The 18,912-nt window shown below is 72.1% G+C and carries 14 protein-coding genes; 12 read left to right on the forward strand and 2 right to left on the reverse strand.

All coding sequences use genetic code 11. The features are described 5' to 3' along the window. Positions 1 to 43 precede the first annotated feature (43 nt). The 6 genes from ACIRJR_RS26650 to ACIRJR_RS26675 all read left to right on the forward strand — a co-directional run bounded on the left by ACIRJR_RS26650 (position 44) and on the right by ACIRJR_RS26675 (position 6,865). Complete coding sequence (locus tag ACIRJR_RS26650; RefSeq protein WP_403785013.1) at positions 44 to 1,195, forward strand: ABC transporter ATP-binding protein; 1,152 nt, start codon at positions 44 to 46, stop codon at positions 1,193 to 1,195. Beyond that, positions 1,192 to 2,124 (forward strand): ABC transporter permease, encoded by a 933-nt coding sequence (locus ACIRJR_RS26655; protein ID WP_403785015.1) that lies wholly within the window; start codon positions 1,192 to 1,194, stop codon positions 2,122 to 2,124. Before ACIRJR_RS26650 ends, ACIRJR_RS26655 begins: the two co-directional genes overlap by 4 nt. After that, positions 2,124 to 2,927, forward strand: a complete 804-nt coding sequence (locus ACIRJR_RS26660; RefSeq protein WP_403785017.1) for an ABC transporter permease — start codon at positions 2,124 to 2,126, stop codon at positions 2,925 to 2,927. The genes ACIRJR_RS26655 and ACIRJR_RS26660 overlap by 1 nt, the downstream gene beginning before the upstream one ends. Positions 2,928 to 2,950: 23 nt before the next feature. Further along, complete coding sequence (locus ACIRJR_RS26665; RefSeq protein ID WP_403785019.1) at positions 2,951 to 4,366, forward strand: NAD(P)/FAD-dependent oxidoreductase; 1,416 nt, start codon at positions 2,951 to 2,953, stop codon at positions 4,364 to 4,366. A gap of 125 nt (positions 4,367 to 4,491) precedes the next feature. Further along, the gene (locus ACIRJR_RS26670; RefSeq protein ID WP_403785021.1) at positions 4,492 to 4,953 is read left to right on the forward strand and encodes a hypothetical protein; all 462 of its coding nucleotides are present in this window, start codon (positions 4,492 to 4,494) and stop codon (positions 4,951 to 4,953) included. 85 nt (positions 4,954 to 5,038) lie between these two features. After that, positions 5,039 to 6,865, forward strand: a complete 1,827-nt coding sequence (locus tag ACIRJR_RS26675; protein ID WP_403785023.1) for a chitinase — start codon at positions 5,039 to 5,041, stop codon at positions 6,863 to 6,865. Here the strand turns inward: ACIRJR_RS26675 and ACIRJR_RS26680 are convergent. Further along, the gene (locus ACIRJR_RS26680; protein WP_403785025.1) at positions 6,850 to 7,410 is read right to left on the reverse strand and encodes a phosphatase PAP2 family protein; all 561 of its coding nucleotides are present in this window, start codon (positions 7,408 to 7,410) and stop codon (positions 6,850 to 6,852) included. The two genes, ACIRJR_RS26675 and ACIRJR_RS26680, sit on opposite strands and share 16 nt — an antisense overlap. 386 nt (positions 7,411 to 7,796) lie before the next feature. Then, positions 7,797 to 9,137, reverse strand: a complete 1,341-nt coding sequence (gene gabT, locus ACIRJR_RS26685; RefSeq protein WP_403785027.1) for a 4-aminobutyrate--2-oxoglutarate transaminase — start codon at positions 9,135 to 9,137, stop codon at positions 7,797 to 7,799. Positions 9,138 to 9,406: 269 nt separating this feature from the next. Here gabT and ACIRJR_RS26690 point away from each other — a divergent pair, with 269 nt between their 5' ends. The 6 genes from ACIRJR_RS26690 (at position 9,407) to ACIRJR_RS26715 (ending at position 18,898) form a co-directional block, all read left to right on the forward strand. Further along, entirely contained in the window at positions 9,407 to 11,782 is a 2,376-nt protein-coding gene (locus ACIRJR_RS26690) for an ATP/GTP-binding protein (protein WP_403785029.1), read from the forward strand. A gap of 147 nt (positions 11,783 to 11,929) precedes the next feature. Next, a complete protein-coding gene (locus ACIRJR_RS26695; protein WP_403785031.1) occupies positions 11,930 to 13,507 on the forward strand; it encodes a PucR family transcriptional regulator in 1,578 nt (525 codons plus the stop codon). 155 nt (positions 13,508 to 13,662) lie between these two features. Then, positions 13,663 to 15,108 carry an aldehyde dehydrogenase family protein gene (locus tag ACIRJR_RS26700; RefSeq protein ID WP_403785033.1) on the forward strand — a complete coding sequence of 482 codons (1,446 nt, stop codon included), beginning with the start codon at positions 13,663 to 13,665 and terminating at the stop codon, positions 15,106 to 15,108. Positions 15,109 to 15,410: 302 nt separating this feature from the next. Then, positions 15,411 to 16,091, forward strand: a complete 681-nt coding sequence (locus ACIRJR_RS26705) for an HNH endonuclease (RefSeq protein WP_403785035.1) — start codon at positions 15,411 to 15,413, stop codon at positions 16,089 to 16,091. Between the two features lie 94 nt (positions 16,092 to 16,185). After that, positions 16,186 to 16,434, forward strand: a complete 249-nt coding sequence (locus ACIRJR_RS26710) for a hypothetical protein (RefSeq protein ID WP_403785037.1) — start codon at positions 16,186 to 16,188, stop codon at positions 16,432 to 16,434. A gap of 517 nt (positions 16,435 to 16,951) precedes the next feature. Then, entirely contained in the window at positions 16,952 to 18,898 is a 1,947-nt protein-coding gene (locus tag ACIRJR_RS26715) for an acyl-CoA dehydrogenase family protein (RefSeq protein WP_403785039.1), read from the forward strand. The last annotated feature ends 14 nt before the right edge of the window (positions 18,899 to 18,912 follow it).

Below are 18,912 nucleotides of genomic sequence, written 5' to 3' on the forward strand. Positions count from 1 at the left end.
CTCCCCGTCCGTTCTCCCTCCGACACCACTGGGACCGCGACCCATGACACAGCAGCAGACCGCGGGCGGCGACGTCCGACTCACCGGGATCAGCAAGACCTACGGCTCCTTCACCGCGGTGCACCCGCTCGACCTCACCGTCCCGCAGGGTTCCTTCTTCGCCCTGCTCGGCGCTTCCGGCTGCGGCAAGACCACCACCCTGCGCATGATCGCGGGACTGGAGGAGGCGACCACCGGCACGGTGTCGCTGGGCGGCCGCGACATCACCGGCCTGCCCCCGTACAAGAGGCCGGTCAACACCGTCTTCCAGAGCTACGCGCTCTTCCCGCACCTCGACGTCAGCGAGAACGTCGCCTTCGGGCTGCGGCGGCGCGGCATCAAGTCCGTGAAGAAGCAGGTCGACGACATGCTGGAGCTCGTCCAGCTCGGCGACTTCGCCCGCCGCAAGCCCCACCAGCTCTCCGGCGGCCAGCAGCAGCGCGTCGCCGTGGCACGCGCGCTCATCAACCACCCCCAGGTGCTCCTCCTCGACGAGCCCCTGGGCGCCCTCGACCTCAAGCTGCGCCGCCAGATGCAGCTGGAGCTCAAGCGCATCCAGACCGAGGTCGGCATCACCTTCGTCCACGTCACGCACGACCAGGAGGAGGCCATGACCATGGCCGACACCGTCGCGGTGATGAACGGCGGCCGGGTCGAGCAGCTCGGCGCCCCCGCCGACCTCTACGAGACCCCGCGCACCACGTTCGTCGCCAACTTCCTCGGCACCTCCAACCTCATCGGGGGTGAGATCGTCTCCACCGGCAGCGAGGTCGTCGTCGCGGCCGGCGGCGGGAAACTCACCCTGCCGGTCGAGCGCTGCCAGGCACCCACCACCACCGGCGGGCGCATCCTGCTCGGCATCCGGCCCGAGAAGATATCGCTCGCCCACGCGGACGACGCGGACGCGATAGCCGTCGGCCGCAACCGTGTCACCGGCCGCGTCGTCGACTCCAGCTTCATCGGCGTCTCGACCCAGTACGTGGTGGAGAGCCCGGCCGGAAAGACCCTCCAGGTGTACGAGCAGAACGTCGACAGGCGCGGGGGGCTCCTCCCCGGCTCCGAGGTCGTCCTGCACTGGAACCCCGCCCACACCTTCGGACTCGACGCGGACCAGGACATCGACGCGGGCGCGGCGAGCGTGGAGGACGCGGCGTGAGCCTCACCGAGGCGCCGCCCGCGCCGCCCACCGGACCCGGGGAGCCGAAGCTCCGCAAGCCCTCCACCCGCAAACGGCTCGTCCCCTACTGGCTGCTGCTCCCCGGCATCCTCTGGCTGGTCGTCTTCTTCGCTCTGCCGCTCGTCTACCAGGCCTCCACCTCGGTGCAGACCGGCTCGCTGGAGAAGGGCTTCGAGGTCACCTGGCACTTCCAGACCTACCTGGACGCACTGCGCGACTACTACCCGCAGTTCATCCGGTCCCTGCTGTACGCGGGCACCGCCACGATCCTCTGCCTGCTGCTCGGGTACCCGCTGGCCTATCTGATCGCCTTCAAGGCCGGCCGCTGGCGCAACCTGGTGCTCGTGCTGGTCATCGCGCCCTTCTTCACCAGCTTCCTGATCCGCACGCTCGCATGGAAGACGATCCTCGCCGACGGCGGTGCCGTCGTGGACGTGCTCGGCACCCTGCACGTCCTGGACGTCACCAGCTGGCTCGGCTGGACCGAGAACAACCGCGTCCTCGCCACCCCGATGGCCGTCGTCTGCGGTCTCACGTACAACTTCCTGCCGTTCATGATCCTTCCGCTCTACACCTCCCTGGAGCGCGTCGACGGCCGGCTGCACGAGGCGGCGGGCGACCTCTACGCCACCCCCGCCACCACGTTCCGCAAGGTGACGTTCCCGCTCTCCATGCCCGGCGTCGTCTCCGGCACGCTGCTGACCTTCATCCCGGCCAGCGGCGACTACGTCAACGCGGAGCTCCTCGGCTCCACCGACACCAAGATGGTCGGCAGCGTCATCCAGAGCCAGTTCCTGCGAGTCCTGGACTATCCGACGGCCGCGGCCCTCTCGTTCATCCTCATGGCGATCGTCCTGCTGATGGTCACCGTCTACATCCGCCGCTCCGGTACGGAGGACCTGGTCTGATGCCCGTACTCCGATGGATACGCCGGAACCTGGTCGTGCTCGCGGGTCTGCTGACCCTGGCGTACATGATCCTGCCGAACGCCGTCGTGATGGTGTTCTCCTTCAACAAGCCGAAGGGGCGCTTCAACTACGCCTGGCGGGACTTCTCCCTGGACGCGTGGAAGGACCCCTGCGGGGTCGCCGACATGTGCGGCTCGCTCTCCCTCTCGCTCCAGATCGCCTTCTGGGCGACGCTGGGGGCCACGGCGCTCGGCACCATGATCGCGTTCGCGCTGGTCCGCTACCGGTTCCGGGCGCGCGGCACGATCAACTCGCTGATCTTCCTGCCGATGGCCATGCCCGAGGTCGTCATGGCCGCCTCGCTGCTCACGCTCTTCCTCAACATGGGCGCCCAGCTCGGCTTCTGGACCATCCTGATCGCCCACATCATGTTCTGCCTGAGCTTCGTGGTGACGGCGGTCAAGGCGCGGGTGATGTCGATGGACCCGCGACTGGAGGAGGCCGCCCGTGATCTCTACGCGGGACCCGTGCAGACCTTCGTCCGGGTGACCCTTCCCATCGCCGCGCCCGGAATCGCCGCGGGAGCACTGCTCGCCTTCGCGCTCTCCTTCGACGATTTCATCATCACCAATTTCAACGCGGGATCCACGGTCACCTTTCCCATGTTCGTCTGGGGATCGGCGCAACGCGGCACACCCGTGCAGATCAACGTCATCGGGACCGCGATGTTCATCATTGCGGTACTGGTGGTTCTCGCCGGCCAGCTCGTCGCGAACCGGCGAAAGAACAACGCTCGGACCTGAAAGTCCTGAAGGAGTTGGAAAACATGGCCCCCGTCGCCATGCGTACCGCGGCAGAATCGATCGCCGGCGCCAGGCCGGTCGCCTACTGGCTCGACGACCCGGCGAAGCCCGAGGCACTCGACGCCCTCACGGGGGACGAGCACTGCGACCTCCTGGTTGTCGGAGGCGGGTACAGCGGACTGTGGACCGCGCTGCTCGCCAAGGAGCGGGACCCCGGGCGCGACGTCGTCCTGATCGAGGGCAACGAGGTGGGATGGGCGGCCTCGGGCCGCAACGGCGGATTCTGCGCGGCGTCCCTGACCCACGGTCTGGCCAACGGGCTGGAGCGCTGGCCGGAGGAGATCGGCACGCTGGAGGAGCTCGGCGCGCGCAATCTCGATGCCATCGAGGAGGCGGTCGCCCGCTACCGCATCGACTGCGCGTTCGAGCGAACCGGTGAGATCGACGTCGCGACCCAGCCCCATCAGCTCGAGGAGCTGCGGGAATGGCACGCGGAGATCCAGCGGCTCGGCATCACCGGGGTGGATTTCCTGGACCGCGACGCCGTACGCGCCGAGGTCGACTCGCCCACCTTCCTCGGCGGTCTCTGGGACCGGCGCGGCGTCGCGATGCTGAACCCGGCCAAGCTCGCCTGGGGTCTCAAGCGGGCCTGCCTCGACCTCGGCGTACGGATCCACGAGCACACCCGGGGCCTGGACCTCGTCCGCTCCGGGGGCGGGATGGCCGTCCGTACCCCCTACGGCCGCGTGTTCGCGCGCCGGGTCGCCCTCGGCACCAACGTCTTCCCCTCACTGGTCAGGCGCGTGCGGCCGTACACCGTGCCGGTCTACGACTACGCGCTGATGACCGAGCCGCTCACCCCCGGACAGCTCGACTCCATCGGCTGGAAGCACCGGCAGGGACTGGGCGACAGCGCCAACCAGTTCCATTACTTCCGAATTTCCCCGGACAACCGGATCCTGTGGGGCGGATACGACGCGATCTATCCGTACGGGGGCCGGCTCAGCGCCGATCTGGACCAGCGGCCGGAGACGTTCCTCAAACTCGCCGGGCAGTTCTTCGAGTGTTTCCCGCAGCTCTCCGGACTGAATTTCTCGCACGCGTGGGGCGGTGCGATCGACACCTGTTCGCGTTTCACCTCGTTCTTCGGGACGGCCCATCAAGGACGTGTCGCGTACGCCGCCGGATATACGGGACTCGGTGTCGGCTCCACCCGCTTCGGCGCGGATGTGATGCTCGACCTGCTGGCCGGCGAGGAGACCGAACGGACCCGACTGGAGATGGTCCGCTCCAAGCCGATGCCGTTCCCGCCGGAGCCCCTCGCCTGGGCGGGGATCGAGATCACCAAGCGGTCCCTCGCCCGTGCCGACAGCAACGGCGGGCGCCGCAACCTGTGGCTGAAGGCCATGGACCGGCTGGGGCTGGGTTTCGACAGTTGAGCCCTGGTGACACAGGTCACCGGAGACGGGTGCCCGAACCCGCGTCATGATCCGCTGTCCGCGCCCTCTCTCCCCTGAACGCACCGGCACCAGCCGCCGGTGCCCACGGGAAGGGAAGGTGGCTCATGGCCGGCACGGGGGCGAAAGCCGCGGTCGCGTGGCTCGCATCGGTGGCACCGGATCCGGATGCCTGCCGGAGGGCGTGGGAGCGCGATCCGCACGGGATGGCGTTGCTTCCCGCCGGCAAGCGCTGGGACGTGCTGATCGTCCCGGGGGAGCTCGGCTATCCGACGCTCGACGTGCTCACGCGCCTCGTCAGCCGGCCCGGCCCCGTCCTCGCCGACTTCGGTGACTCCAGGATGGGCTTCTTCGTGCCCCCGGGGACGGCGGCCCGCTGGATCGGGACGGGCATCCGCGGGGTCGGCGCGGGGACCTGGATCGTCGTCCCCCGGCCGGGCGGCACCGTGGGCGGGGTGCGATGGCTGATCCCGCCGGACGGTTCGGGCACGCTCACCGACACCACCCTTCTGGAGCTGGCTCTGCACGAGGCCGCCGCGGCGCGAGGCGCGAGGGGAGGCGGGGGCTGAACAACCGCCAGAGGTCTTGACAACATGATTGGTCTGGACCATGTTGTGCGCGGACGGCTCAATCCCCCCTTGCACGGAGGCTGTTGTGGAACGTAGTGGACCACCCCTGAGACCTTCCGGACTTCTCGCCGTGTGCTCGGCGGTGGTTCTCGCCGCCGGCACCCTTCTCGCCACCGCCCCGGCGGCCGGGGCGGCCGACGCCGATCTCGCCCGCAACGGCGGCTTCGAGGCGGGCCTGGACGGCTGGAGCTGCTCCGGTGGCAGCGGCGCGGCCGTCAGCACGCCCGTCCACGGCGGGAGTTCGGCGCTGAAGGCGACCCCGGCGGGAAGCGACAACGCCCGGTGCTCGCAGACGGTGACCGTGAAGCCGGACTCCTCCTACTCGCTCAGCGCCTGGGTGCAGGGAAGTTACGTCTATCTGGGGGCGTCCGGCACCGGGACCACCGACGTCTCCACCTGGACCCAGTCCGCCGGTGCGTACAAGCAGCTCACCACCACGTTCAGGACCGGCCCCTCGACGACCTCGGTGACCGTCTACACCCACGGCTGGTACGGCACCCCCGCCTACTACGCCGACGACCTCTCCCTGACCGGCCCCGGCGGCGGTCCCGTCGCGGTGCCCGCCGCACCCACCGGGCTCAAGGCCGGCACGGCCACCGCCTCCTCCGTCCCGCTGTCCTGGACGGCGTCCACCGGTGCCACCGGCTACCGCGTCTACCGGTCCGGCACGAAGGTCCTCGACACCACCGGAACCTCCGCGACCGTGACGGGGCTGGCGGCGTCGTCCGCGCACACCTTCCAGGTCTCGGCCGTCAACGCCGCCGGCGAGTCGCCCAGGTCGGCGGCCGTGAGCGCCACCACGGCCGCGGGCGGCGGGGGAGGGGGCGACGCCGGCCTCCCGGCCCACGCACTCGTCGGCTACCTCCACTCCAGCTTCGCCAACGGCTCCGGCTACACCCGGATGGCCGACGTGCCCGACTCGTGGGACGTCATCAACCTGGCCTTCGGCGAGCCCACCTCCGTCACCTCCGGGGACATCCGCTTCTCGCTCTGCCCCGTCGCCGAGTGCCCGGGTGTGGAGAGCGAGGCGGAGTTCAAGGCCGCCATCAAGGCCAAGCAGGCCGCGGGCAAGAAGGTGCTGATCTCGATCGGCGGCCAGAACGGCCAGGTGCAGCTCGCCTCGACCGCGGCCCGCGACACCTTCGTCACCTCCGTCAGCAAGATCATCGACACCTACGGCCTCGACGGCCTGGACATCGACTTCGAGGGCCACTCGCTCTCGCTCGCCACCGGTGACACCGACTTCCGCAGTCCGACGACCCCCGTCATCGTCAACCTGATCTCCGCGGTCAAGTCCCTCAAGGCCAAGTACGGCGACGACTTCGTCCTCACCATGGCCCCCGAGACCTTCTTCGTGCAGCTCGGTTACCAGTACTACGGTTCCGGACCCTGGGGCGGCCAGGACCCGCGCGCCGGCGCCTACCTGCCCGTCATCCACGCCCTGCGCGACGACCTCACCCTGCTCCACGTCCAGGACTACAACTCCGGCTCCATCATGGGCCTGGACAACCAGTACCACTCGATGGGCGGCGCGGACTTCCACATCGCCATGACCGACATGCTGCTCACCGGCTTCCCCGTCGCGGGCGACCAGAGCCGGGTCTTCCCGGCGCTGCGCCCCGAGCAGGTCGCCTTCGGCCTCCCGGCCTCCACCCAGGCGGGCAACGGACACACCTCGCCCGCGGAGGTCACCAAGGCGCTGAACTGCCTGACGAAGAAGACCGACTGCGGCACCTACCGGACGCACGGCACCTGGAGCGGGCTGCGTGGGCTGATGACCTGGTCCATCAACTGGGACCGCTTCAACAACTGGGAGTTCTCGAAGAACTTCGACGCCTACTTCGGAGGCTGACCGCTCCCGGCGCCCATCCGCAAGGCGATCAGCAGCACCCCGCTGAGGCACCAGCCGGCCACCACGTCCAGCGGCCAGTGGTAGCCGCGCAGCACCAGACCGACGCTCGTCGCCGCCGTCAGCAGGACGGCGGCGACGAGCGTCATCCATGTCCGCCGCAGGTACGGGGCCAGCAGCAGGGCCGCGGCCCCGTACGCCACCATCGCCGTGGTCGTGTGGCCCGAAGGGTAGTAGCCGGTCGCCTCCGTCAGCGGTCCCTGACGGTCCGTCCACAGCTTGAGCGGGACGACGAGCACCGGCACGGCGGCCATGGCCAGGACGGCGCACAGGGCGGCACGCCGTGCACGGCGGAGCCACGCCACGACGACCGCGCACGCCAGCACGGGAACGGCGACCTGCATGTTGCCGAGGTCGGCGAAGAGGTCCGCGAGCGGAGCGGGGCCGCGCCCCGCCAGCTCCAGGCCGAGGCGCTCGTCGGGATCGAGCAGAGGGCCGTCGGCCAGCACCTGCCAGGTGATCACGGTGAAGAGCGCCGTCAGCGCCACGACCGCCCCGACGAGAAGAACCGGCCACCGGGGAACAGGGGGGATTGTTCCGAGGTGGCCGGTCGGATCGGTTTGCCGCGCGCCCCGGGGGGTGTGGGGCGAGCGGCCATCCGATCGGTGAGGAGTCCCGGAGCCCGAGGCTCCAGCGGTGTGCGCGATGGCACGGCCGGAACGGCGCTGGGGGAGCCCCGGCCCGGCATCACCCGCAGTCCCCTGCGGGCGGGGTGTTTCTCTCATCTGGGAAAACCGTACGTCAGAGGAAGGAGCGGCCGGAAGGGCCAACGGTAACCCGCCATGGCCCCCGCACACCTTCTTCACACGCCCTCACGCCGACGCCGGCCACCGCTCCCCGGAGCGGTGGCCGGCGTCTGCGTGACTCGCACGGATCAGAGGCGTGCGAACGCCTGCTCGATGACGTCCAGGCCCTCGTTCAGCAGGTCCTCGCCGATGACGAGCGGCGGCAGGAAGCGCAGGACGTTGCCGTACGTGCCACAGGTCAGCACCAGCACGCCCTCCGCGTGGCAGGACTTGGCCAGGGCGCCGGCGGCGGCCGCGTCGGGCTCCTTCGTGCCCGGCTTCACCAGCTCGATCGCGATCATGGCGCCGCGGCCGCGGATGTCGCCGATGACGTCCCCGTTCGGGAGCTTCGACCGCATCTCGGCGAGGCGGCCCTTCATGACCTCCTCGATGCGCTTGGCCTTCCCGTTCAGGTCCAGCTCGCGCATCGTCTCGATGGCGCCGAGCGCACCGGCGCAGGCCACCGGGTTGCCGCCGTAGGTCCCGCCGAGGCCGCCCGCGTGGGCGGCGTCCATGATCTCGGCGCGGCCGGTCACGGCGGAGAGGGGAAGCCCGCCCGCGATGCCCTTGGCCGTGGTGATCAGGTCGGGCACGATGCCCTCGTCCTCACACGCGAACCACTGGCCGGTGCGGCAGAAGCCCGACTGGATCTCGTCGGCGACGAAGACGATGCCGTTGTCCTTCGCGAACCGCGCGATCGCCGGGAGGAAGCCCTTGGCCGGCTCGATGAACCCGCCCTCGCCGAGCACCGGCTCGATGATGATCGCGGCGACGTTGTCCGCGCCGATCTGCTTGGTGATCTCGTCGATGGCCTGCGCGGACGCCTCGGCGCCGGCGTTCTCGGCACCGGTCGGCCAGCGGTAGCCGTACGCCACCGGCACGCGGTAGACCTCGGGGGCGAACGGGCCGAAGCCCTGCTTGTACGGCATGTTCTTCGCCGTCATGCCCATGGTGAGGTTCGTGCGGCCGTGGTAGCCGTGGTCGAAGACGACGACCGCGGTGCGCTTCGTGTACGCACGGGCGATCTTCACCGCGTTCTCGACCGCCTCGGCGCCCGAGTTGAACAGCGCCGACTTCTTGGCGTGGTCGCCCGGCGTGAGCTCGGCGAGCTGCTCGCAGACCTCGACGTACCCCTCGTACGGCGTGACCATGAAGCAGGTGTGGGTGAAGTCGGCGAGCTGCGCCGAGGCGCGGCGCACGACCGCTTCGGCGGACGCGCCGACCGAGGTCACGGCGATACCGGAGCCGAAGTCGATCAGCCGGTTGCCGTCCACGTCCTCGATGATCCCGCCGCCCGCCCGGGCGGTGAAGACCGGCAGGGTGGAACCCACGCCTGCGGCCACGGCCGCGACACGGCGGGCCTGCAGCTCGGCCGACTTCGGGCCGGGGATGGCGGTGAGGACGCGGCGCTCCTGCGGGATGTCGGACATGCGGGGCTCCTGGGGGTGTTTCGGACGCTTCTGTTTCTGCAGGCTAGGGGCGGGTGCGGGCAGCGGTCATGCTCCGATCGGGAGTGGTGGGGGCGTGTCCTTGTCCGCGGCGGACAGATACCCCATCAGGGCCCTCCGGCGGCGTCCCGACATGGCCCTCCGGCGGCGTCCCGGCCGGGCCGTACGGCCGCATGGCTGAACTCCCGGTGCCCGGGCACTAGATTGGCCGGTGCAGAAGGCGGACCTGGCTGGTCAGGGGGCAGCGGTTCATGGACACCGAAGGCACGTACGACGCACGGGGCACGGGCGCGGACCGGGTGCCCCGCCCTGCCGGGCCACCACCCGCTGCGCCACCGCCCCCCACCTACGCCCCGCACCCACGGCGCCCGCCGACGGGGACGGGGGAGGACGCCGTCGGGGAGTGGCTGCGCACCCCGCGCCCCGTGCGTGAGCCGGGGGTGTGGCGCTACGGGCACACTCCGCGCCCGCCCGAGAAGCCCGAGGGCGTGTCCGACCGCTCGCTCCTGGTCGGCGTGCTCATCTCCGTGCTCAGCGGGCTGCTCCTGTGGTCCCTCTGGCGCAACGGCTACATCCCCTACCGGCTCGTCCCGCTGAAGCTGTTCACCCCCGGGGACTGGTGGTACGCCGGTACGTTCGGCGGACCCCGCACCATCGAGGGTGCCGACGCCCTCACGGTCTACGAGGCGGTCCTCTTCGGCCTCCTGGTCTACGGCTGCGGACGCCTGGGCAACTGGACGGAACTCTTCCGGCGTCACGTCGCCGGCCGGGGGCAGCCCTTCCTCGCCCTGGCCACCGCCGCCGGCGGGGCTCTCGCCGAACTCCTCGTGTGGAAGGACGGCGTACCGGTCGTCCGGCCCGTCCTGATCCTCGTGGCCTCGGTCGCGGGCGGCGAGATCTACCAGAGCCAGGCCGTCGTCAACGTGATCTACACGCTGATCGCCCTCGCGGTGCTCTGGCCGTTCGCCCGGCTCGGCCGGTGGCGCCGACTGCTCGCCGACCGGTTCGGCCGGGGCGCGGCCACAGCGCCCCGGGTACCGGACGCGCCCCCCGACGCCCCCACGCCCGACCAGTGGCCGGAGTTGCGCGCGGCGGGCCGGACGGACGCCGCCGAGGCGCTCACCGCCGCTGTGCGCGCCGGCCGTATGAACGACGTCGACGTCGCGCGCGTGCGCCACGCCTGGACCGTGGGCCGGGCGCGTCCGGAGCGCCTCGACGCCCTCGACGAGGCCGTCCTGCGCGCCGGCGGTGCCGCCGCCCTCCACCCCTCCGGTGCCCGGGACCTCCCGTTCCGCACCGCCCGGCACGACCTGCTCACCGGCCAGGTCCGGCTCGGCAGCTGTGCCGAGGACCCGCGCAACCCCTACGCCCGCCGGGGCTCGGGCATCGCCCTGGAACCCGCGCTCCTGGGCACCTCGCTGCTGGCCGTGGGTCCCCCCGGGGCCGGTAAGTCCGCGCGGCTGGTGCGACCGGTCGTCGAGTCGCTCGCCCTGCAGGCGCTCGCCGGACGGGCGGCGGTCCTCGCCGTCCAGGGCGCGGGAGGAGAGCTCGGCCCGGACGACGCGTTCGACGTCGTGGTGCGGATCGGCGACCCGGCCTCGGTGCACGACTTCGACCTGTACGGCGGGACGACCGACCCCGACGAGGCGGCGAGCGTGCTCGCGGAGGGACTCGTCGGTGACGTCACCCACCTGGACAGCCGCCGCGCCGCCACCGTCCTCGCCCAGCTGCTCGGTCCCTACCGCGCCGTCCACGGGCACTTCCCCGGCGTGTCCGCGCTCCGCGAGCTCCTGGACGGGGACCTCACAGCCGTCGGGACCCTGCGGGAGGCGCTCGCGGCGGGCGGCCACCAGGCCATGCTGCGCGAGCTGGAGGCCCGCACGCGGCAGAAGGGCGGGGCCGGGGACCCCGGACCGGTGCTCGCCGACCGGATCGCGCTGCTCGACAGGCCGGCCTTCGCGCCGTTCTTCACGACAGGGGAGGAGGCCCGGCCCTTCTCGCTGCGCTCCCTGGAGCACCTGCCGCTGAGGGTCAGGATCGACCTGCCGGAACGGGCCCACGCCGAGGCGTCGCGACTGCTCACCCGGCTCGTCCTGGCCCAGTTCACGACCGTCGCCGCGGCCCGCGCCGACCGGTCGCTCTTCCTCTGCCTGGTCCTGGACGACGCCACGCACACGGTGACCGCGGAGACGGTACGGGGCGTCCGGCGGCTGCGCTCGGTCAACGCGGGAGCGGTCCTCACCCTGCGCACTGTCGACGACGTCCCCGAGGGGCTGCACACCGCGCTGCTCGGTGCGGTCGGCTGCTGCATGGCGTTCAGCGGCGTCACCACCTGGGACGGCAAGCGCTTCGCCGAGGTGTGGGGCAAGGAGTGGGTGGAGACCCGCGAGGTCGCCCAGCACGCGGTCTTCGCGGACCAGCCGTTCACCCGCGCCCTGCACGGACTGCGCAAGCTCGTCACCGGCAAGGCCGTGACCAGGGACGCCGTGACCGTACGGAGGGTCGAGCGGGAACGCTGGTCCGCGTCGGAGCTCGCCTACCAGCTGCCCGCCGGTCACGCGGTCCTGTCGCTGACGACGGTGGACGGCGAGCACGCGCCACCGCTCCTGGTCGAGCTGGGCGGCTGAGCGGGAGGTTTCGGGGACTCTGCCGCCCTGGCAGAATCGAGTGCGGCCGTCTGTACGGGGCGGCGCATTCGAGCCGTCCAAGCGGGGCGGCCCCATCGAGCCGTCCGCACGGACGGCGCCATCGACTCCCAGAGGTCCGGCGGTCCCATGCCTCCCACTCTCGCCTCGCTCGTCCAGCACTCGGCGCTCAAGCTCACCGTCCGGGCGGGCGCCGACCGGCTCTCCACGCCCGTGCGCTGGGCGCACGCCAGTGAGCTCGCCGACCCTGTGCCGTACATGGACGGTGGTGAGCTGCTCCTCGTCACCGCGACCAACCTCGACGCCCGGGACCCGGGGACGATGCTCCGCTACGTGCAGAGGCTGGCCGGCGCTGGGGTCGCGGGCATCGGCTTCGGTGTGGGCGTCACCTACGAGGAGATTCCGGCGGCGCTCGTGGACGCCGCGGAGGAGGCGGGGCTGCCGCTGCTGGAGGTGCCCAGACGCACCCCGTTCCTCGCCATCAGCAAGGCGGTTTCCGCGGCGATCGCCGCCGACCAGTACAGGTCCGTCACGGCCGGCTTCGAGGCCCAGCGCGAGCTGACCCGGGCCGCGGTCGCGGGGGACGGCCCCGCCGAGCTGCTCACCCGCCTCGCCGCGCACGTCGACGGCTGGGCCGCCCTGTACGACTCCTCGGGCGCGGTCGTCGCCGCCGCGCCCGACTGGGCGGCCCGACGGGCCGCCCGGCTCACCCCCGAGGTGGAGCGGCTGCGGGACCGTCCTGCCCCGGCCAGCGCCGTCGTCGGCGACAGCGAGGGAGACGACCGGGTCGAACTCCAGTCCCTCGGCGCCGGCCGCCGGAGCAGGGGGGCGCTGGCCGTGGGCACGGGGGCGGCGCTCGGCACGGCCGAAAGGTACGCGGTGCACTCCGCGGTCGCCCTGCTGACGCTGACCACGGCCCGTTCCCGCGCCCTCCAGGGCGCCGAGCAGCGCCTCGGCGCCGCCGTCCTGCGGATGCTGCTCGCGGGAGAGTCCGACCACGCCCGGGCCGTCGCCGGAGACCTGTACGGAGGGCTGCTCGACGCCCCCTTCCGCCTCCTGATCGCCGAGGCCCCGGCCGCCTCCGGGACGGAGCTGCTCGCCGAGACGATGGAGGCCGCCGCCTCCCGGTCCGGCGAGACCCTCCTGATGGTGCCCGAGGGGGAACGCCTCGTGGTGCTGGCGGTGGACGGCGGAGCGGCGGTCGCGGCCGGCGCGGCCCACGCTCGGGCCGCGGACGACCGGCCGGTGCGCGAGTCCGGTGCCGACGACGCCGACGTGGTCGTCGGCATGTCCGCGCCCTCCGGGCCGATCGCCGTGTCCGCCGCCTACAAGCAGGCCGAGCAGGCCCTCTCGGTCGCCCGCCGCCGGGGCAGGGCCCTGGTCGAGCACGAGGAGCTCGCCGCGGGCTCGGTCCTGCCACTCCTGGCCGACGACGCCGTACGGGCCTTCGCCGACGGGATGCTGCGCCCGCTGCGGGACCACGACGCGAAGGGCCGCGGCGACCTGGTGGCCTCCCTGCGCGCCTGGCTCTCCCGGCACGGCCAGTGGGACGCCGCCGCCGCCGACCTGGGGGTGCACCGCCACACCCTGCGCTACCGGATGCGCCGGGTCGAGGAGATCCTGGGCCGCTCCCTTGACGACCCGGACGTCCGGATGGAGCTGTGGCTGGCGCTGAAGGCGACGGCCGCCTCGTCGGGGGCGCAGTAGCACCCGCCCGCTACGACAAACCGGAGCACCGGGCCTCCGTTCCACTCCACACAGGACAAACCTCATCCGTGCCGGCTCACCCTACGGTGGGGCCGACGGGTGCCCTCGCGGCGCCCGGCGATCGTGTTCACCACCCCCGAAGGGCCGGAACCGCCATGACTTCCACCCATGCCTTCTGGCTGGCCGGCCGCCAGGCCACCGGCGAGGACAGCTTCGACGTCACCAACCCGTACGACGGCCGCCTCGTCGGCACCGTCGCCGTGCCGACCGACGCCCAGGTCGAGGAGGCCGTCGCCGCCGCGTACGCGGTGCGCGAGGAGTTCGCCGCGACGCCCGCGCACGTGAGGGTCGCCGCGCTCGACCACGTCGTACGCCGTCTCACCGAGCGCACCGAGGAGATCGCCCAGCTGATCTCCGCCGAGAACGGCAAGCCCGTCAAGTGGGCCCGCGGCGAGGTCGGCCGCGCCGTCTCCGTCTTCCGGTTCGCCGCCGAGGAGGCCCGCCGCTTCAACGGCGGCGACGCCCAGCGGCTCGACACCGACGCGGGTGGCACCGGCCGCCTCGGACTGACCCGGCGCTTCCCGCGCGGCCCGGTCCTCGGCATCGCGCCCTTCAACTTCCCGCTGAACCTGAGCGCCCACAAGGTCGCCCCGGCCATCGCCGTCGGTGCGCCGATCATCCTCAAGCCGGCGCCGGCCACTCCGATCTCGTCCCTGGTCCTGGGCGAGCTGCTCGCCGAGACCGACCTCCCGGCCGGCTCCTGGTCCGTGCTGACCGTGCCCAACGACAAGATGCCGGCCCTGGTCCAGGACGAGCGGCTGCCGGTGATCTCCTTCACCGGATCCGGCCCGGTCGGCTACGCGATCATGGAGTCGGTGCCGCGCAAGCACTGCACCCTGGAGCTCGGCGGCAACGGCGCGGCCGTCGTCCTCGGCGACTACGCCTCCGAGAAGGACCTGGACTGGGCCGCGACGCGCATCGCGACCTTCTCCAACTACCAGGGCGGCCAGTCCTGCATCTCCGTGCAGCGCGTGATCGCCGACACCGCCGTATACGACCGGCTCGTCCCGAAGATCGTCGCGGCCGTCGAGGCCCTCGTCACCGGTGATCCCTCCGACGCGGCCACCGACGTCGGCCCGCTGGTCAGCGAGGACGCCGCCCGCCGCGTCGAGTCCTGGGTCGACGAGGCCGTCACCGCCGGTGCCACGCTGCTGACCGGAGGCAGGCGCGACGGCGCCACCTACGCCCCGACGGTCCTCACCGGCGTGCCGGACACCGCGACCCTCGCCGACGAGGAGGTCTTCGGCCCGGTCCTGCACATCCAGAGGACCGACGGTGAGGCCGAGGCCTTCGCCGCCGTCAACGCCTCGAAGTACGGACTGCAGGCGGGCGTCTTCACCCACGACCTGCAGACCGCCTTCCGGGCCCATCGCGCCCTGGAGGTGGGCGGCGTGATCATCGGCGACGTTCCCTCCTACCGCGCCGACCAGATGCCGTACGGCGGCGCCAAGCAGTCCGGAGTGGGCCGCGAGGGCGTGCGTTACGCCATGGACGACTACACCTACGAGCGGGTGCTGGTCCTCACCGGCCTGGCGCTGTAACCGGAACATCCGCGGCGGACCGGCCGGAGCCCACTGTGCGGGGGCTCCGGCCGTTTCTGTCCGCCCCGGCCGGTCCGTGGGAATCCGGCGATGCCGGCCAGGCCCCGGCTCGCCCGCCACCCTCGCACAGGCCCCCGGCACGTCCGGCGCCCAGGCACAGACCGCCGGAGCCCGCCGCCACGGGCAGTCCGTGCGGCCGGCTGCCGCCGCGAATCGTTCCTGCGGTGAACGTCCACGCCCGTGCGGGTGAGAGGCGGCTGCCGCGCACCCGAGGGGACCGGAGCGGCCGGTAGAACGCGGGAGTGATCAAGAACCTGCTGCGCGGCTCCGGCGCGCTTTCCCTCGCCCTCGTCCCGGTCCTCGCCTCCGCTCCGGCACCGGCCGCCCCGGGGCCGGGGGCCGCCGTGGTGACCACGCTCGCCGACGCCGTCGGCCTGGTCAAGGTCGTCGAGGAGAACCGGACCGGCTACGCCCCCTCGCACTTCAGGCACTGGAACGCGGGCGATCTCCCCTCCGACGGCTGCGACACCCGCAACGAGGTGCTCCTCGCCGAGGCGGTGAAGGCCCCGGCCGTCACGGCCGGGTGCAAACTGACCGGCGGAACGTGGCGGTCGTACTACGACGGCCAGGAGGTGACCGGCCCCGACGCCCTGGACCTGGCCCACACCGTGCCCCTGGCGGAGGCGTGGGACTCCGGCGCCTCCGCCTGGAGCGCGGCCAGGCGCGAGGCGTACGCGAACGACCAGGGCGCACAGGCCTCGCTGGCCGTGGTGACGGTACGCGTGAACCAGCGGAGGGCCGACCAGGACCCGGCCGAGTGGATCCCGCCGGTGCCGGAAGCGCACTGCCGGTACGCGGGGGAGTGGGTCTCGACGAAGCTCCGCTGGCAGCTGACCGCCGACAACACGGAGATGGAGGCGCTGAAGGTGTTCGCCGAAGGCCCCTGTGAGGACACCGTCGTCCAGTACGCCCCTGCCCCGTAGCCGCCCGCCCGGGCACCCCGGCTCCCGCACGGATGATCTTGCGTGACCTCGGGCGGATCCAGCGGTTGAAACGATGAACGGGTGGACACATCCGATGAAGAGAAGACGAGGTCACCACGTGAAGGCACACCGGACACGGTCACTGCTCCGAGGATCCATCGGCTGCGGCGCGGCCCTGATGACCGTCGGACTGTCCGCCGGGTCGGCGCACGCCGACGAGACGCACACCCACTCGCACAACGCACCCCACGTGGCTCTCATCCAGACCGGGCAGATCGACGACCCCCTGGAGGACGTGCTGGAGCACGCGGCGATCCTGGGCACCACGTACGTCTTCGACTGAGCGCGGGCCCCGGAGACGGGGCGCGGGCCCCGGAGGCCACCCACGCCCGGCCGCCCACGCCAGGCCGCCAAGCCGCCCGGCTACCCACGCCCGGCCGCCCACGCCCGGCCGCCAAGCCGCCCGGCCCCGGCGGCCTCCGTGGCGTGGAGACGCGCGTCATCGAGGAGCGGCCGTACCCGCACGCCGCCGGTCCGGGGCCCGGCGTGAGGCCGGTCCTCGGACCGTGCCCACCACCGCCCGGACCGGCCGCCGGGCGAGAGGGCCGAGGTCGCCCGACCAGCGGAGCGGTCACGACCGGCTTCGGGCCCTGGCTGTTCGTGGGCCCCCGGGCGGGACGGCGGGCCCCGGGGAGAGCCGAAGGCCCGCCGCGCGGGTGCTCGGGCCGGTTCCGTACGCCCTCGGGAGTCCGCCGTACGGTGGTGGGGCCGGCAGGGATCGGGTAGATACGGACAAGTGACACCGATCGGCACGCGTACGGCCCGACCCATATCCCGACTCGCGGCGAGGTGAGCTCCTCATGTCCGCCCCATCCGACATCCCCCAGGCCCCCAAAGTCACCGAGCGCGAAGCCCGGCAGGTGGCCGAGGCCGCCCGCGAACAGGACTGGCGCAAGCCGAGTTTCGCCAAGGAACTCTTCCTCGGACGCTTCCGGCTGGACCTGATCCACCCCCACCCCCAGCCCGCCCCGGACGACGTACGGCGCGGCGAGGCCTTCCTCGCCCGGCTGCGCGACTTCTGCGAGACGCGGGTCGACGGCGCCCTCATCGAGCGCGAGGCCAGGATCCCCGACGAGGTGATCGACGGCCTCAAGGAACTCGGCGCCCTCGGCATGAAGATCGAGACCAAGTACGGCGGCCTCGGCCTGACCCAGGTGTACTACAACAAGGCGCTCGCGCTGGCCGGTTCGGCGAACCCCTCCATCGGCGCGCTGCTCTCCGCACACCAGTCCATCGGCGTACCGCAGCCGCTGAAGATGTTCGGCACGCAGGAGCAGAAGGACGCCTTCCTGCCCCGGCTCGCGCGGACGGACATCTCCGCCTTCCTCCTCACCGAACCGGACGTCGGGTCCGACCCGGCCCGGCTGGCCACGGCGGCCGTGCCCGACGGCGACGACTACGTCCTGGACGGCGTGAAGCTCTGGACGACGAACGGGGTCGTCGCCGACCTGCTCGTCGTCATGGCCCGGGTCCCCGAGTCCGACGGCCACAAGGGCGGCATCACCGCCTTCGTCGTCGAGGCCGACTCCCCGGGCATCACCGTGGAGCACCGCAACGCCTTCATGGGCCTGCGCGGGATCGAGAACGGCGTGACCCGCTTCCACCAGGTCCGGGTGCCCGCGGCCAACCGCATCGGACCCGAGGGCGCGGGCCTCAAGATCGCCCTCACCACGCTCAACACCGGCCGCCTCTCGCTGCCCGCCATGTGCGTCGGCGTCGGGAAGTGGTCCCTGAAGATCGCCAGGGAGTGGACGGCGGTCCGAGAACAGTGGGGCAGGGCCGTCGCCCGGCACGAGGCGGTCGGCGCGAAGATCTCCTTCATCGCCGCCACCACCTTCGCCCTCGAAGCGGTCGTGGACCTCTCCTCGCAGATGGCCGACGAGAGCCGCAACGACATCCGCATCGAGGCCGCGCTCGCCAAGCTGTACGGCTCCGAGATGGGCTGGCTCATCTCCGACGAACTCGTCCAGATCCGCGGCGGACGCGGCTTCGAGACCGCCGCCTCGCTCGCCGCCCGCGGCGAACGCGCCGTCCCCGCCGAGCAGATGCTCCGCGACATGCGGATCAACCGGATCTTCGAGGGCTCCACGGAGATCATGCACCTGCTGATCGCCCGCGAGGCCGTCGACGCCCACCTCAAGGTCGCCGGCGACATCATCGACCCGGACAAGCCGCTGTCCGACAAGGCGAGGGCGGGCGCCAACGCCGCCGGGTTCTACGCACGCTGGCTCCCGAAGCTGGTCAGCGGCCCCGGCCAGCTGCCCAGCGCCTACGGCGAGTTCCGTGTCCCCGGGCACCCCGACCTCTCCGCGCACCTGCGGTACGTCGAGCGCTCGGCCCGCAAGCTGGCCCGCTCCACCTTCTACGCGATGTCCCGCTGGCAGGGCCGCATGGAGACCAAGCAGGGCTTCCTCGGCCGGATCGTCGACATCGGCGCCGAACTCTTCGCGATGAGCGCGGCGTGCGTCCGGGCCGAGCACCTGCGGGCCGACGACGACCACGGCCGCGAGGCGTACCAGCTCGCCGACGTCTTCTGCCGGCAGGCCCGCATCCGGGTGGAGGAGCTCTTCAACCGGCTCTGGTCCAACACCGACGACATCGACCGGCGCGTCGTCGACGGCGTCCTCTCCGGGACCTACACCTGGCTGGAGGAAGGCGTTCTGGACCCCAGCGGCGACGGCCCCTGGATCGCGGACGCCACACCCGGCCCGGCGACCGGGGACGACGTCCACCGAACCGTCCGCTGAACCCGGCACCCACC

Origin of the sequence: Streptomyces sp. NPDC102402, from assembly GCF_044765765.1 — a bacterium.
Lineage (GTDB): Bacteria > Actinomycetota > Actinomycetes > Streptomycetales > Streptomycetaceae > Streptomyces.

What these genes read in the sequence shown, in the direction of transcription:
- ACIRJR_RS26650 (WP_403785013.1), top strand. Translation starts at nt 44, where the DNA reads ATGACACAGCAGCAGACCGCGGGCGGCGACGTCCGACTCACCGGGATC.
- ACIRJR_RS26660 (WP_403785017.1), top strand. Translation starts at nt 2,124, where the DNA reads ATGCCCGTACTCCGATGGATACGCCGGAACCTGGTCGTGCTCGCGGGT.
- ACIRJR_RS26665 (WP_403785019.1), top strand. Translation starts at nt 2,951, where the DNA reads ATGGCCCCCGTCGCCATGCGTACCGCGGCAGAATCGATCGCCGGCGCC.
- ACIRJR_RS26670 (WP_403785021.1), top strand. Translation starts at nt 4,492, where the DNA reads ATGGCCGGCACGGGGGCGAAAGCCGCGGTCGCGTGGCTCGCATCGGTG.
- gabT (WP_403785027.1), bottom strand. Translation starts at nt 9,137, where the DNA reads ATGTCCGACATCCCGCAGGAGCGCCGCGTCCTCACCGCCATCCCCGGC.
- ACIRJR_RS26690 (WP_403785029.1), top strand. Translation starts at nt 9,407, where the DNA reads ATGGACACCGAAGGCACGTACGACGCACGGGGCACGGGCGCGGACCGG.
- ACIRJR_RS26695 (WP_403785031.1), top strand. Translation starts at nt 11,930, where the DNA reads ATGCCTCCCACTCTCGCCTCGCTCGTCCAGCACTCGGCGCTCAAGCTC.
- ACIRJR_RS26700 (WP_403785033.1), top strand. Translation starts at nt 13,663, where the DNA reads ATGACTTCCACCCATGCCTTCTGGCTGGCCGGCCGCCAGGCCACCGGC.
- ACIRJR_RS26710 (WP_403785037.1), top strand. Translation starts at nt 16,186, where the DNA reads ATGAAGAGAAGACGAGGTCACCACGTGAAGGCACACCGGACACGGTCA.
- ACIRJR_RS26715 (WP_403785039.1), top strand. Translation starts at nt 16,952, where the DNA reads ATGTCCGCCCCATCCGACATCCCCCAGGCCCCCAAAGTCACCGAGCGC.